The following is a 14,520-nucleotide window of genomic DNA, read 5'->3' on the forward strand; positions in this document are numbered from 1 at the left end:
CAATGACGGATATCGTAAACTGGGTAAATGTCGGACCGGTCGCCAATATCCCGCTTCAGGGGGCCCGTACCTTTCAGACCGAAACCGATCGCATCGCGATTTTCAGAACCCTTGATGATCAGGTCTATGCCCTTCTGGATCGCTGCCCGCACAAGGACGGGCCGCTGGCACAGGGGATCGTGCATGGCCATTTCGTCACCTGCCCGCTGCATAACATGGTCTTTTCGCTTGAAACCGGCGAGGCAAAGGGCCCCGATGACGGCTGTGCTGCCAAGGTGAAGCTGCGCGTCATTGACGGCACGGTGCATATCGGCCTGACGGCGGAACAAATCGGTCTGCGCCATGCGGGGTGAGGTTAAAACCACCTGTCCTTATTGCGGCGTTGGCTGCGGCCTGATCGTCTCCCCCACCCGGGACGGCTGGGCGGTCGGGGGCGACCCCGATCACCCGGCCAACCGGGGCCGGTTGTGCTCAAAGGGTGCCGCCCTGATCGAGACGATCACCGCCGAGATGAAGCGCGATTTCCGCCTGCTGAAACCCGAAATCGATGGCAAAACCGTCGACTGGCCAACGGCAACACAGGAAACCGCGGATCGCCTGCGCGCGACCATCCAGAAACACGGCCCGAAATCGGTGGCGTTCTATGTTTCCGGGCAGCTTCTGACCGAGGATTATTATATCGCCAACAAGCTGATCAAGGGCTTCATCGGGTCGCCGCATATCGATACCAATTCCCGGCTTTGCATGGCATCAACCGTGGTCGGGCACAAACGTGCCTTTGGCGCCGATGTCGTGCCGGGCTGCTACGAAGACCTTGAAATTGCCGATCTGGTAGTTCTGACCGGATCGAACCTGGCATGGTGCCATCCGGTCCTGAACCAGCGTTTGCGCACAGCCAGGGAAAAGCACGGCACCAAAATCGTCGTGATCGACCCGCGCAAAACCGCAAGCTGCGACATCGCCGATCTGCACCTGCCAATCAAACCGGGCAGCGACGTTGCCCTGTTTAACGGCCTGCTGGCATGGCTTGACCAGAACGGTCATTGCGACCTTCAATATGTCGCCCGCCACGTCAGCGGCTATGAAACCGCCGTCGCCGAGGCACGCGCGGACTGCCCCGATATCGAGAGTACAGCCAAAAAATGCGGCCTCGATTATCCCTCCGAGATCAGTGAGTACGCCGATCATGACGGCTCGGGTCTGGGGAAACTGGAAACGTTCTTTAACTGGTTTGCCGCCTTTGACCGCACGGTCACCGTGTTTTCGCAAGGTGTCAACCAATCCAGCAGCGGCTCTGACAAGGTCAATGCGATCATCAATACCCATCTGGCGACCGGACGGGTCGGCAAACCGGGATCAAGCCCGTTTTCCGTCACAGGCCAGCCAAACGCCATGGGCGGGCGAGAGGTTGGCGGCCTTGCCAACCAGCTTGCCGCCCACATGGACCCGAACGATGTTAACGACGTTGATCGGGTCCGCCGCTTCTGGAAATCCGATATTCTGGAACCGGGCGAGGGATACAAGGCGGTTGATATGTTCCGCGCCATCGAACGCGGTGACATCAAGGCCGTCTGGGTCATGGCAACAAACCCCGCCGTCAGCCTGCCCGATGCGGACCGCGTCCGTCTTGCCCTGTCGCGCTGCCCGCTTGTCATCGTGTCCGACACGGTGAATGACACCGACACGCTGCGTTATGCCCACATCAAGCTACCCGCTGCCGGGTGGGGCGAAAAATCCGGCACGGTCACCAACTCCGAACGCCGCATGTCCCGCCAACGTCCGTTCCGCGAATTGCAGGGTGACGCCAAACCCGACTGGTGGATCATGACGCAGGTCGCACGCGCCATGGGATATGGCAAGGCATTCAAATACCGCGACCCTGCCGACATTTTCGCCGAACATGCCGCCCTGTCGGAATTTGAAAATGACGGCATGCGCGCCTTCGACATCGGCAAATGGCACAAGGCAAAGAAATCGACCTATGACGCCATGGAACCGTTCCAATGGCCTGCATCGCGCAAACATCAACCCGCTGGCGGCGCTGAACGCCTGTATGGCAATGGCATTTTCACCACGTCAAACGGGCGTGCCCGTATGCTGGCGGTTGCGCACAAACTGCCCATGTCGCAACCCGGCAAGGAATTCCCGCTGATCGCCAATAGCGGCCGCTACCGCGATCAATGGCATACCATGACCCGCACCGGCACCGCCGCGCGCCTTTCGGCCCATCGGCCCGAACCGTTACTCGAAGTCAATATCCTTGATGCCAGGCGTTACAAGCTGACCGACGGCGGCCTTGCCAGAATCAAAAGCAAACGCGGCACCGCCCTGATGCGCGTATCCGTATCAGATGCCCATATGCCCGGCGAAATCTTCATGCCGATGCACTGGAACGATGTTTATTCATCTGCGGGCGGTATTGGTCGTTTGCCAACCGCGCATGTTGATCCCTTTTCCGGGCAACCCGAAACCAAACATTTCCCGGTTTCCATCGAACCGTTTGAACCGCTTTGGCAGGGATTACTGTTTTCCAACACGCCGGTTGATCTTTCAAACCTGCCCTATTGGGTGGCGGCAACTGGCCCCGGCTGCATGATCTACGAAATCGCCGGCGACAGGCCCTGCCTGTTCAAATCCATGCTGCCGATGGCCGCCAACAATACCGGCGATGAAAACGCCATCGAACACATCATCGAATATAACGACGGGAAAAAAGGCGTTCATCGCTATGCCCGCCTGAATGGCGACCGCATCACGGGTGCGCTTTTTGTCGGCCCGGATCGCCCTGCCCTTGGCCGGGACTGGATATCGGCACTGCTTGGCAATGATGCGATCAGCGGCGCGGAACGCAATGCGCTTCTGGCGGGCCGCATGCCCGATGCGGGTGCCATCAATGACCGGCTGATCTGTTCGTGCTTCTCGGTCGGGCTGGCCGCCATCACGCGCGCCATCCATGATCAGAATGCGATCAGCACCGCCGATATCGGCCGCCTGTTGCAAGCCGGAACCGGATGCGGCTCCTGCCTGCCGGAACTCAAGGAGATTCTTGATGACGCATTACCGCGCGCCGCAGAATAGCACGGCTAATACCGGCAGTGCTTTGGGCCCTGAACCCAACGCACAGGAAACCTTCCCCTTCTTTCCGGCCTTCGTTCATGTCACCGGCAAAAAGGTCGTGGTGCTGGGCGGGGGCGAGGTCGCGGCGGGTAAACTCCGCCTGTTGCTGCGAAGCCAGGCCGACATTTCCGTCATCGCCCCGGAACTATGCACCGACATCGCAACGATGGTCGATACCGGCGCGATCCGCTGGGAACCCGCCCCGTTTGTCGATACCATGCTAAACGGTGCGGTGATGATCTTTGACGCCGCCGATGACATGCAATTGACCCGCCGGGTCAAGGTCGCGGCCAAACGGCGCAACATCCTTTTGAATGTCGTCGACAAGACCGAACATTGCGATTTCATCGTGCCGGCGATCCTTGACCGGGCACCGGTGATGGTCACCATTTCGACCGGCGGCTGCGCCCCGGCACTGGCGCGCATCATCCGCCAACGGCTTGAAACCACCCTGCCCGCCTCGATGTCACAACTGGCAAGCCTCGCCCGTAGCGCACGCCGTCGCGTTGCCGCCCACCTGCCCGACAATGTCGCACGACAACGGTTCTGGACGCATTTCTTCCAGAACGGATTGCAGGACACCCACCTGAGCCAAAGCACCCCGCAGGACCTTGACGCCGCCCTGACCCGCTTCGTCCCCGAAGGCAGTTCCGCCACCGTTCCGTGCGGCCAGATCCTGCATGCCGATGTTGCGGCCGACAATGCCTTCGACCTCGCCCATGGCATTGCGCGCGCGATTGAAACATCCGACATCATCTTCCACATGCCTGGCATCGCACCTGACATCCTGGGCCTCGCCCGCCGCGACGCCACCGTGATCGAACTTGAAAGCATCGGCGATGATGGAAACATCGATAACGACGCCCGCGAACGCCTGAAACACCAGGCCGCCTTTTTCGCCCGGCAAGGCAGCAATATCACCTGTCTCTATAACTAGGCTGCATTTAACCGTTCCAGATACCCCGGCATCGCATCACGCACCGATCCCATCAGGATATCGGCCAGCCGCTGCACGATATCGCTTGGCTCGCTCTCAGAACCCAAAAGGTTAAGGTCAAGCGACGGCAGCGCCGGAAGCCCCCCGTCAATGACACGAAGATTGGCGGGCAATCCGATCGGTGTCCGCACCATGACGCCAAGCCCGGCCGCGGTTGCCGCCCACAACCCGCCAAGACTGGGACTGACGAACGCCATCCGCCACGCCACCCCGGCCCGATCAAGCGCCGTTGTCGCGCAATCGCGTAACAGACAGGGCGGCTCGAACGCGACAAGTGGCAAGGGATCATCGCCCAAATTCATCTGCCGCGCCCCAACATCATCCGGGGCGAGAAACGCGCCCCCGTCCTGCCCCGCTGCCGTAATCCAGCACATCGGGACTTCAGCAATACGGGCAATATAGGGTGCGGATGCTCTATCCATCCCCGGCTGCCCCCACGTCAGCGCCAGATCAATCTGCCCCTTTTCGATCCGCTCGATCAGATCGGCATTACGGCCAACCCGTGCCTCGATCCGCACTTTGGGATGGGCGCGGGCAAACTGCCCCAAAATGGCGGGCAAAAGCGCTTCACCAAAATCTTCCTGCAAACCCAGCCTGACCCAGCCTTCAAGGTCCGCACCATGAAGGGCAGTTGCCGCCTCGTCATTCAGATCAAGCAACCGGCGGGCATAAGACAGCATGGTTTGCCCGGCATCCGTCAGCGCCAGATTACGCCCCGCTTTGCGAAAGATCGCCGTGCCAGCCTGTTCTTCAAGCTTTTTCATCTGCGCGCTGACCGCCGATGTCGAACGGCCCAGACGATCTGCTGCACGCGCATAACTGCCAAGGTCCATGCCCGTGACGAAACTGCGTAATACATCAAGATCAAAATTTACTCGCCGCATCTATTAATCCTGTTTTTCGGGACTATTAATTCAAAATAATCTGATTTTCAGGATTAAATTGCGCTGCGATAAGGAACACGTCAAGTCCTTCCGCCACATGATCCTAAGAGGCCCATCATGCCCTTCACCCGTATCTCGCTTCGCAAAGGCAAATCAGCCGAATATCTGCGCGCCGTTTCCGATGCGCTGCATCAGGCCCTGACGGAAACCTTTCACGTACCCGCAGATGACCGGTTTCAGGTCATTCATCAGCATGACGCTGCCGAACTCGACTTTGACCCGAATTACCTTTCCGGCCCGCGCAGCGACGATTTCATCCTGTTTGCCATTACCGCAGGCAAGCCGCGCGACACGGCAACAAAACGGAATTTCTACAAACGCCTGACCGACTTATTGGCGCAAAAAGCCGATGTGCGGCCCGCCGACGTCATGATCGTGATCACCACCACCGCCTACGAGGACTGGTCATTCGGGAACGGCGTAATGGCAACCGATATCGACCAATCCTGATCTTCACGGTTTGAAATCCCGAACGGAACGGAGGCCAAAAATGCCCAAAGAAAATCCGCTGGGCGGACAGCACCATCGCGTGCCCGAACATATGACAATTCGTCGCGCCAACACCGATATCGTCACTGCGCCAGACGGCATTTCGACCGGCCCGTTTAAGGTAGAGCCCCTTTTGCAAAGCTCCGTTGACGGCGAAAATACAGCCATGCGCGCAATTGTTGGCCCCGGTGTCATCACCCACTGGCACAGCCATCCGCGCGGACAACTGCTTTATGTCCTCTCGGGAAAGGGGCGCGCCTGTGTTGAGGGCGGCGAAATCGTCGATCTTCATCCCGGCGACAGCATCTGGTTCGCTCCTCATAAACGCCACTGGCACGGTGCCACCGATGACATGACTTTCAGCTATCTCAGCATTCAGGCAATCGCGGACGGCGCATCCGTCCATTGGTTTGATCCGGTTACCGTCAAGGAGTACGCATCATGATCGCCATGCAATACAGCTTCACCCTGCCTGCCGATTACGACATGACCATCATTGATCGCCGTATCGCAGAAAAAGGCCCGATGCTGGACGGTTTCGTGCATCTGAAATTCAAAGCCTACCTTTCGACACGAAAATCAGATACCGCCACAGGCAATCAGGAAAACCTGTATGCACCGTTCTACGTCTGGAACGATCCACAGGGCATCAGCAACTTTCTCTGCGGCCCCGGTTTCACCGGTCTTACCCAATCCTTTGGCCGCCCATCGGCCAAAACTTGGATCGTCTGGGATTGCGATCTGGCGGCAGGTTTCAAAAATGCCCGCTTTGCTAGCCGCATGACATCGGCAATCGCGCCCGGCACCAATCTTGAATCACTTCGCACTACCATCGGAAAATCGACGCCCCCCGTGCAAAACAATCTGGCCGGTATTGTCACGGGTTTTGATCCAACATGCTGGACACACGTTGATTTTCGCCTGTGGTTTGATCTGCCTGCCCCGGAAACAATCGGCAACGCGACGATCTATTCCATCGGCCATATGTCGCTCGGCCAAGATCAAACCTGACGCGTTAAAAACCGGGCCAGTCCGTCCATCGCCTTGTGAATGCGGTCTTCCGATACCGCGTAACAGGCACGGATATGGCATGCCCCCTCTGGCCCGAATGCCTCGCCGGGCGCAAGGCCGATGCCCTCGGACAGCAAAAGATCCTTGGCAAAGGAAAGCGTATCCTCAACCCCATCAACCCGGAAAAACGCATAAAACGCGCCGTCTGCTTCGGGCAGGTGGATGCGGTTCATATCGTGCAAACGTTCAATGATTGCCGCGCGTGCACGGCTATATCTGGCGCGCGAGCCCGCAACAAATTCCTCGCCCTGTTCAAGGGCGACAATCCCCGCCTGCTGAATGAACCCCGCCGGGCAGGACACATTGAATTCCATCAGTTTTTCAAGTGCCGGACCGACACCCTTGGGTGCAGTGATCCAGCCCAGACGCCAGCCTGTCATCGCCCAGCTTTTGGAAAAACTGTTGATCACCATGATCCGCGTATCGTCGCTGACATAGGGCACAAATGACGGTGCTACATCCCATCCGTCATAGATCAGGCGCGCATAAACCTCATCCGCGATCAGCCAGATGCCTCGTTCAGTGGCAAATTCGACCAGTCGTTTCTGATCCTCGGCGGGCATGACCCAGCCGGTCGGATTATTCGGCGAATTGATCAAGATGGCGCGCGTATCGGGCGCACAGGCGGCAATGAATTCATCAATATCAAGCTGCCAGCCGTCATTCCCGGACCGCAACGGCAAGGTTGTCACCTGCGCGCCGAGGACCTTCGGCATTGCAACAATATTGGGCCAGATCGGGGCTGTGGTCACCATCCTGTCGCCCGACTTCAGGATCGACTGCATCGCAATCATCAGGGCATTTAACCCCGATACCGTCACGGTGATGTTTTCACGGTCCAGTGCCGTGCCATAAAGACGATTGCCATAAACCGCCAGCGCATCGCGAAGCGGCGTAATACCCCGATTGGGTTGATAGAACGTGTCACCGGCTTCAAGGGCCGCAATCGCCGCCTTGCGAATGAATTCCGGGGTCGACTGATCGGGTTCGCCAAACCACAGCGGCACGATATTTCCCCGCCCCATTCCCAGATGGGCGACTTCGCGGATCAGCGACGCCCCGATATCGCGGACATCCTTGCGGATACCGTCTACCGCAAAGGAAGAAGTCGGGATAACGTTCGAAACGGACATATGGAGCGCCCCGATAAAATTGAATTGCCATACAGACAACAGCCAATCCCGTTTTCAACGCCCCGTCAATCGGACAATTTCAAACCGGTATCATCACGCGTGCATGATTTCCCCACAGACCGTGATAGGATTATGATGTGTCTGCAATGATTTAACCGGAAACCAGAATGTTTGATGCCCGTCTGCGCCCGCTGATCGACAAGCCGCTCAATGCCGTCGCCCGCCGCCTTTCAGGAAGCGGCATCACGCCCAACATGCTGACTGGCCTTGGTTTTGTCTTTGGTCTTCTTGCCGCCGCCGCACTTGCCTTCCGGCTTGATCACATCGCCCTTGGCCTGATTTTGCTCAGCCGCATCATGGATGGTCTGGACGGGGCCGTTGCCCGCCATACCCAACCCCGATCCCGTCACGCTGGATCAAAGTCGCAGGAAAGCGACCTTGGCGGCTATTACGATATTGTCGCCGATTTCCTGTTTTATTCGGGTATCATTCTGGCCTTTGCCATCGGACGGCCCGAACATGCCCTTATGGCGGCATTCCTGATTTTCTGTTTTGTCGGCACCGGATCAAGTTTTCTGGCCTATGCGATCATCGCGGCCAAAACCGGCCGCAACCATGAAAAACAGGGCAAAAAAAGCTTCTATTACCTGACCGGCATTACCGAAGGTAGCGAAACCATCTTTGTCCTTGTGCTGATATGTGTTTTCCCGCAATGGTTTAATCATATCGCGGCTATTTTTGGCGCGTTATGCATCCTGACAACAATCGGCCGGGTGATGCAGGCCCGCCGGGACTTCGGATAAGGTCAATGTCCCGCTTTCGCGAAGCTTGAAGTCGCGATCTGCGCGCGCCATATCGAAATCTCGGACGACGAAACAGAAAACACCTTTTTAACCGGTTCGGCACAACATGAAAAAGCAACAAGAACACGCTTCGAAACCGGCAAATGGCACCCGATTTTCCATCCGATTTTCCGCCCGTTTTTGCACCATCGCCGCCGCGGCCATGATGCTGTTTGGCTGCGATGACAGCGGCCCGATCAAAATCGGTTTCATCGCTGGTATTTCCGGTGACGGTGCCGATACCGGGATCGCGGCCCTTCACGCGATGGAACTTGCCGCCCAGCAGGTCAACGAAAAAGGCGGCATTCATGGGCGGTCGCTTGAAATCATTGCCCGCGATGATCAGAAAAATCCGGAAACCGCACAGGCCGCAGTCCGCGAATTCAAGGAACTTGGCGTCACCGCGATCATCGGCCCGATCATCAGCTCGATCGGCATGGCGATGCTGCCGGTGATCAACGAACTTGATATCGTAGCCATATCGCCCACCGCCTCGGCTGCAGAATTCACCGGCCTTCGCGATAACTTTTTCCGCATGAATTCAACAACCCGTGAAAATGCCGATGCCTACGCCAGACGCAATATCGACAAGGGGCGCATGCGCATTTCCCTTGCCTTGGACGGTGAAAACGAAGCCTTCACCGAAAGCTGGTATCGCGAATTCCTGCTGACCTTTGACAAGCTTGGCGGGCGGGTTGTCTCGAAAGTCTGGTTCAACACCGCCGATACCACCAAACAGGATGTCGCACGGCAATTACGCGCCGATAGTCCCGATGCGATCATCTTTATTGCCAATGGTGTCGATAGCGCCGAACTGGCAAAGGAAATCCGCAAAATTGATCGTGACATCCCGCTTTCGACCGCCGAATGGGCCGGAACGGAACAATTGATCACCTTCGGCGGGGACGCTGTCGAAGGCATGGAACTGCTGCAAACCTATGATCGCTATGCCACCAATCCGCGCTATCAGAAATTTGTCGCCGATTACCGTCAGAAATTCAATGAACAGCCCGGCTACACCAGTGTCCTGGCCTATGACGCAATGACGGTCCTGACCGCCGCCATGGAAACCCGGGCCCCCGATCAACCGCTTTCGGATGCGCTTGTGACCCTGCCACCGCAACAGGGCCTGCATCAGGAATTGATGTTTGATCAGTTCGGCGATGGAAAACGCAATGCCTATTTCGTGAAAATCAAAAACGGGCAGTTCATTCTGGAATAAAAAAGCCCCGACGGATCGGGGCTTTTCGTTGGTCCGGAGTGACAGATCAGTGATCTGACTCTTCGACAAAATTCTCGGCAAGGCCGGTATTGTATTCCATGCCCTCGCGGGTCAGGACGATGCTGGCCGGGTAACCTTCACGCACCAGCCCCTTGCGCGCCAGCGCAACCCAGACCGCCGGGTTGGCAAAGCCACTGGCGTCACGCGCGGCAACCACGAATTTCCCGACATGAACATGATCCCCATGCGCATGCGGAATACGCAAAAGGGTCGCATCACCCGTGGCTTCGTCAATCGATCCCGAATTCGGGTCCTTGGCGATAATCTGCGCCAGCACAAGCGTGCGCAGCTGCAGGTTATTGAGCTTCAGCGGATTTTTGCGTTGTACCGGCATGATGTCGTCCTGATGGTTTGAAACTGTTGGCCCAGATATCTGCGACTGCGCGCAAATATTCAAGCCCTGATTTGTTTATCACACGCCCCCTGCCAGCATTCTGCGTAATTTCCGGTCACGCTTTAAATGCCATTCGCGGCTCATCGCCTCGCCAAAGGTGCGGAACCGTTCAACATAAACAAGCTCCCATTGCCGCCCGCGTGTCGTCTTGGCTCCCTTCCCGCTATTGTGCGTGGCAAGCCGGGCCTCGACATCGGTTGACCAGCCGACATAGGTGCGCGGGCGGGGAACCTCCCGCTCGCGCAACACATAGACAAAGGTGAATGACGCCATGCTAGCACCACCCTTTGCGCCGGGCATTTGGTGATATGCTGGATTTCGTTGCAGACCGCCCTGTAGCGAAAGACGACATATCAGCCCATGGTGGAGTTGAAGGCCCCACCGTCGAGCAGAATGTTTTGACCAACCATAAACTTTGCGTGTTCGCTGCACATGAAGGCACAGGTCGCCCCGAAATCAATCGGATCACCAAAACACCCGGTCGGAAGACCCGCCTGCGTTTTGGCGCGCGCCTCTTCAAGGCTGATATCCTCGTTCTTCGCCCGATTGGTCATCAATGCATTGATACGATCAGTATCATGCTGCCCCGGCAGCAGGTTATTCATGATCACGCCATCCTTGGCCACCTGGCGTGCGGTCCCGGCCACAAAGCCGGTCAACCCGGCCCGTGCCGCATTCGAAAGCCCCAGATGCGGGATTGGCGATTTGACCGAACCCGACGTGATATTAACAATCCGGCCCCATTTGCGCGAAATCATGCCCGGCAGAACCGCCGTCGCCAGCAGGATCGGGGTCAGCATGTTGGACTGAACCGCGGCTTCCCATTCGGCCTGCCCCCAGTCGGACCAGACACCGGGCGGCGGACCACCGGCATTATTGACCAGAATATCGGGCATGCCTTCGGCCGCCAGAACCTTGTTGCGGCCCTCTTCGGTGGTGATGTCACACGCAACCGTCGTGACTTTCACGCCAAACGTATCGCGAATATATTCCGCCGTTTCGTTTAACGGCCCTTCGGAACGCGCATTCAGCGTCAGATCAACACCGGCCTCGGCCAGCTTGATCGCGCATCCACGACCAAGTCCCTTTGATGACGCGCAGACAATCGCCTTGCGGCCCTTGATTCCCAGATCCAATGGATCCTCCCATTCTGGAGTTCTTGCAATGGCAGGAATTTAGACCGCGCGCCTTCAAGGGTCAAACGCACTCCCACAATTTGGAATGATTTAAAAACCGAATATTCCAAAACACACGAGCAATGCGCACAATCATTGTGTTCTGCAGCTTGGGAAAGGAAGCATTTTGTAACGTATCGGACGTTTCCGAGCCACAAAGTGCTGTCTTCTGTTGCAGGCTATTGGTTTGTATCTTACCGTATAGGTAATAAACAGGCAGCCTGAATCAAAGGCTTAGATCGTCTCGGTTGCTTGCTAGGGACACAGCATAGCGCATGGTATTGCATTCGAAATTCACAGTAATTCGGTCAAAAGATTTGGCTGAGCTACAGGAATTCGTTTCTGATTTTTCTTCACCACTGCGACTCAGGATCAATCGAAAAGGGGACGAGATTGATGCCGATATGGCGCTTGCCATGATCGGGAACCAACCGTTTTTGCATGGAACGTTCGGGACTGCACGTGTCGACTGGCAGTCTGCCGGGGAAGGCAGCGATACAATGATGCTGTTTGTCCCGACCGATGGTTGGGGCGAAATCACCCACCTTGGCCGCACGTGGGATCTGACACCCAACCAAGGCATGATGCGCGATCTAAGTATCGAGACAACAGCCTATCAGGAACAGTTTCATTCCTATGTCCTGCCGATCTCTAAAACCCGGATCAGGGAACATGCAAGAAACCTTGGTGGGGAGCTTATGGGACTTTACCCGATAGAATTTGATCCGGTTGCCAATCTTACGACCTCTGGTGGGCAAATGATCCGGCACTATATGCAATTTCTGGCAAGTTCCCTTAATCACGGGCTGATGGATAAGCCAAATAAATTAGTGACTTCACAGGCCTGCGATCTTTTGCTGACACATATACTGACCCAACTGAAAAGCAATGTGCAGGATATCCTCACCGGTCAGGAAGTTTCGCGTGCCGTTCCTCGCCATGTCAAGCGCGCTCAGGACTATATCCATGCGAACCCGTCTGAAACTCTTGACATGGTGTCATTGTCAGAAACTGCCGAGTGCAGTTACCGCACTTTGCAACGCGGCTTCATTGATGCCTTTGGGCTGACGCCGCGACAGTATATTCGCAAGGTTCGTCTACAGCTTGTTCGCAATGATCTGATGTCAACTGACGTCACGGACCCAGTTGCGACCATCGCCCGGCGATGGGGCTTTGGCCATATGGGACGTTTCGCACAGGAATATATACAAGAATTTGGCGAACGTCCGACCAAAACAGCACGCGAAGCGTAGGCCAAAATATCCGATTTCGGACACCACTATCCACTTCACGACAAAAAGTAATCGTCGCAGAAATCCGCGATTGTTTGACGCGTGGTTGTTACCTACACCACGTGGCAACAGGCGCTGGGAAAACAGCGCAAAAACAATTCAACAGGATGTCGGACAAGCTTTGTCATTTTCTGAAAGGCTTCTGCAAGGTCACCCCATGAAGATCGCTTATATACGCCCCCGGTTTTCCGCGTGGCTGGTGCTGATGGCACTTGCCTGTCCAATGGAAGAGGCCAAGGCAGAAGAAGGCGACACCCCCAAATGGGGACCGCATCTTGACCTTGAAGGCAAGGCAGGCACAAACCGTAATCTGGGTGAAGTCGATCTTTTCATGCCGCTTCTTCAGAATGAAGATACGCTGTTCTTTACTAATTTACGTACGCGCATGGATGATAGCAGCAGTGTTGAAGGCAATTTTGGCGTTGGACTACGCCATATGCTTGGCAGTGGCTGGAATGTTGGCGGCATTGCTTATTTTGACCGGCGCAAAAGCGAATGGGATAATTATTACAATCAGATCACGCTGGGGCTTGAGGCCCTGTCCACCGATTGGGATTTTCGTAGCAACGCCTATATCCCGCAGGGAAGCCGTGTTCGCAGTGTTGACGCCTTGAACGAGGTCAGCCTGTCGGGCACAACCATCAGCTTCCGTGGCGGCGAAGAACGCAGCATGGCTGGCTTTGATGGCGAAATCGGTTGGCGTCTACCGGTCTATGAACCAGAAGAATCCCGGCAAATCAGACTGTTCGCCGGTGGATATCATTTCTTTGCCGACGAGGTCGCGGACATAACCGGTCCGCGACTGCGGGCTGAAATGGCATTCGACGAGGTCCCCTGGCTTTGGGACGGATCGCGCTTTTCCATAGGCGGCGAATGGCAACATGACAAACCGCGTGGCTCACAGGGATTTGTTACAGCACGTCTGCGCATTCCGCTGCAATTCTTTGGCGCAGGCCGCAAGCGCCTGACACCGATGGAACGGCGCATGACTGATCCGGTGGTCCGTGACATTGATATTGTCAGCCAAGCTGGCGCCTTCGGCCCGGTTGAAACCGCCACAGAAACAGCCGATGGCCAAACTTTGACGGTTATCAACGCCTCATCGGTGGTCGATACAGATGATTTCAATATTGACCTGGGCACAGCAGGGGCCAATACGGTTATCATTGACGGAACAATTGATGTAGATAAGCAGGTAAATATGGTTGCCGGTCAAACTCTTGTCGGGTCTGGCAATATCACTGTTAGATCCCCTTCCGGTCGCGAAGCGGTCCTGACCATCTCTGGCGGCAAAATCGCGGCGACGAACCAAAATAACGCCTATACACTGCTGATGAGAAATAATACCAAACTGATCGGAATGACCGTCAGCAATTCGAATAATGGGACTGGCACGTTTGCCGTTCGCGCTGACAACACAACCGGTGTCACAATCGAAAACAGCACACTTACGTCCTTTGATGGGACAACGAGTAGCGTTGCCATCGCAGCCAGTGGCTCAACCAATCTGGTCGTTCGTAACAACACGTTATCGGCATCATCCAATACCGCCACTACGAACGGAATTGTTGTTGGAAACGCCACCAATGCGACCATTGCCAACAACAGGTTTTCACTTTCAACCACCGGCACCAAAAGAGTTATTACCGGTAACGGAACAATAATTTTCAACGTCGCATCAACCGGGAACACGACCAATGATGGTAGCTGTTTCTTTGCTGCGCCACCGACACGTTCTGTAGGCTTTAGCACCATCAATTGCCCGTAGAATAAACGGCGAGTTG

At 56.2% G+C, this 14,520-nt stretch carries 15 protein-coding genes; 10 read left to right on the top strand and 5 right to left on the bottom strand.

Annotated features, from left to right (window positions below):
* Positions 1–2: 2 nt before the first annotated feature.
* From nirD to TH3_RS13055, 3 genes are read left to right on the top strand one after another with little or no spacing between them, the layout of a single operon-like run.
* Positions 3–353 (top strand): nitrite reductase small subunit NirD, encoded by a 351-nt coding sequence (gene nirD / locus TH3_RS13045; RefSeq protein ID WP_007091379.1) that lies wholly within the window; start codon positions 3–5, stop codon positions 351–353.
* Entirely contained in the window at positions 343–3,078 is a 2,736-nt protein-coding gene (locus TH3_RS13050) for a nitrate reductase (protein WP_007091378.1), read from the top strand. The genes nirD and TH3_RS13050 overlap by 11 nt, the downstream gene beginning before the upstream one ends.
* Positions 3,050–4,054 (top strand): precorrin-2 dehydrogenase/sirohydrochlorin ferrochelatase family protein, encoded by a 1,005-nt coding sequence (locus tag TH3_RS13055; RefSeq protein ID WP_007091377.1) that lies wholly within the window; start codon positions 3,050–3,052, stop codon positions 4,052–4,054. Before TH3_RS13050 ends, TH3_RS13055 begins: the two co-directional genes overlap by 29 nt.
* On the opposite strand, the gene TH3_RS13060 is transcribed toward TH3_RS13055, so the two are convergent.
* Positions 4,051–4,998: a LysR substrate-binding domain-containing protein gene (locus TH3_RS13060; RefSeq protein WP_007091376.1), complete on the bottom strand. Its 948-nt coding sequence runs from the start codon at positions 4,996–4,998 to the stop codon at positions 4,051–4,053. The genes TH3_RS13055 and TH3_RS13060 overlap by 4 nt on opposite strands.
* A gap of 117 nt (positions 4,999–5,115) precedes the next feature.
* Between TH3_RS13060 and TH3_RS13065 the strand changes: the two genes are divergently transcribed.
* Genes TH3_RS13065 through TH3_RS13075 form a run of 3 tightly spaced genes read left to right on the top strand, consistent with a single transcriptional unit; the run spans position 5,116 to position 6,558 of the window.
* Complete coding sequence (locus tag TH3_RS13065; RefSeq protein WP_007091375.1) at positions 5,116–5,508, top strand: tautomerase family protein; 393 nt, start codon at positions 5,116–5,118, stop codon at positions 5,506–5,508.
* 40 nt (positions 5,509–5,548) lie between these two features.
* On the top strand, positions 5,549–5,992 hold the full coding sequence (locus tag TH3_RS13070; protein WP_007091374.1) for a cupin domain-containing protein: 444 nt from the start codon (positions 5,549–5,551) through the stop codon (positions 5,990–5,992).
* The gene (locus tag TH3_RS13075) at positions 5,989–6,558 is read left to right on the top strand and encodes a DUF4865 family protein (RefSeq protein ID WP_007091373.1); all 570 of its coding nucleotides are present in this window, start codon (positions 5,989–5,991) and stop codon (positions 6,556–6,558) included. The genes TH3_RS13070 and TH3_RS13075 overlap by 4 nt, the downstream gene beginning before the upstream one ends.
* On the opposite strand, the gene TH3_RS13080 is transcribed toward TH3_RS13075, so the two are convergent.
* The gene (locus TH3_RS13080) at positions 6,549–7,751 is read right to left on the bottom strand and encodes a pyridoxal phosphate-dependent aminotransferase (RefSeq protein WP_007091372.1); all 1,203 of its coding nucleotides are present in this window, start codon (positions 7,749–7,751) and stop codon (positions 6,549–6,551) included. The two genes, TH3_RS13075 and TH3_RS13080, sit on opposite strands and share 10 nt — an antisense overlap.
* A gap of 167 nt (positions 7,752–7,918) precedes the next feature.
* On the opposite strand from TH3_RS13080, the gene TH3_RS13085 reads away from it, so the two are divergent.
* Both TH3_RS13085 and TH3_RS13090 read left to right on the top strand, forming a co-directional pair.
* Positions 7,919–8,554, top strand: a complete 636-nt coding sequence (locus tag TH3_RS13085) for a CDP-alcohol phosphatidyltransferase family protein (RefSeq protein ID WP_007091371.1) — start codon at positions 7,919–7,921, stop codon at positions 8,552–8,554.
* Positions 8,555–8,660: 106 nt separating this feature from the next.
* A complete protein-coding gene (locus tag TH3_RS13090) occupies positions 8,661–9,815 on the top strand; it encodes an ABC transporter substrate-binding protein (protein WP_007091370.1) in 1,155 nt (384 codons plus the stop codon).
* A 46-nt stretch (positions 9,816–9,861) separates the two neighbouring features.
* On the opposite strand, the gene TH3_RS13095 is transcribed toward TH3_RS13090, so the two are convergent.
* From TH3_RS13095 to TH3_RS13105, 3 genes are all read right to left on the bottom strand, one after another.
* Entirely contained in the window at positions 9,862–10,209 is a 348-nt protein-coding gene (locus tag TH3_RS13095; RefSeq protein WP_007091369.1) for a hypothetical protein, read from the bottom strand.
* Between the two features lie 78 nt (positions 10,210–10,287).
* Positions 10,288–10,542: a GIY-YIG nuclease family protein gene (locus tag TH3_RS13100; RefSeq protein ID WP_007091368.1), complete on the bottom strand. Its 255-nt coding sequence runs from the start codon at positions 10,540–10,542 to the stop codon at positions 10,288–10,290.
* A gap of 80 nt (positions 10,543–10,622) precedes the next feature.
* Entirely contained in the window at positions 10,623–11,405 is a 783-nt protein-coding gene (locus tag TH3_RS13105) for an SDR family oxidoreductase (RefSeq protein WP_007091367.1), read from the bottom strand.
* 356 nt (positions 11,406–11,761) lie between these two features.
* Between TH3_RS13105 and TH3_RS22430 the strand changes: the two genes are divergently transcribed.
* Entirely contained in the window at positions 11,762–12,697 is a 936-nt protein-coding gene (locus TH3_RS22430) for an AraC family transcriptional regulator (RefSeq protein ID WP_167710571.1), read from the top strand.
* Positions 12,618–14,504: an inverse autotransporter beta domain-containing protein gene (locus TH3_RS13115; protein ID WP_149029989.1), complete on the top strand. Its 1,887-nt coding sequence runs from the start codon at positions 12,618–12,620 to the stop codon at positions 14,502–14,504. The genes TH3_RS22430 and TH3_RS13115 overlap by 80 nt, the downstream gene beginning before the upstream one ends.
* The last annotated feature ends 16 nt before the right edge of the window (positions 14,505–14,520 follow it).

Origin of the sequence: Thalassospira xiamenensis M-5 = DSM 17429, assembly GCF_000300235.2 — a bacterium.
Taxonomy (GTDB): domain Bacteria; phylum Pseudomonadota; class Alphaproteobacteria; order Rhodospirillales; family Thalassospiraceae; genus Thalassospira; species Thalassospira xiamenensis.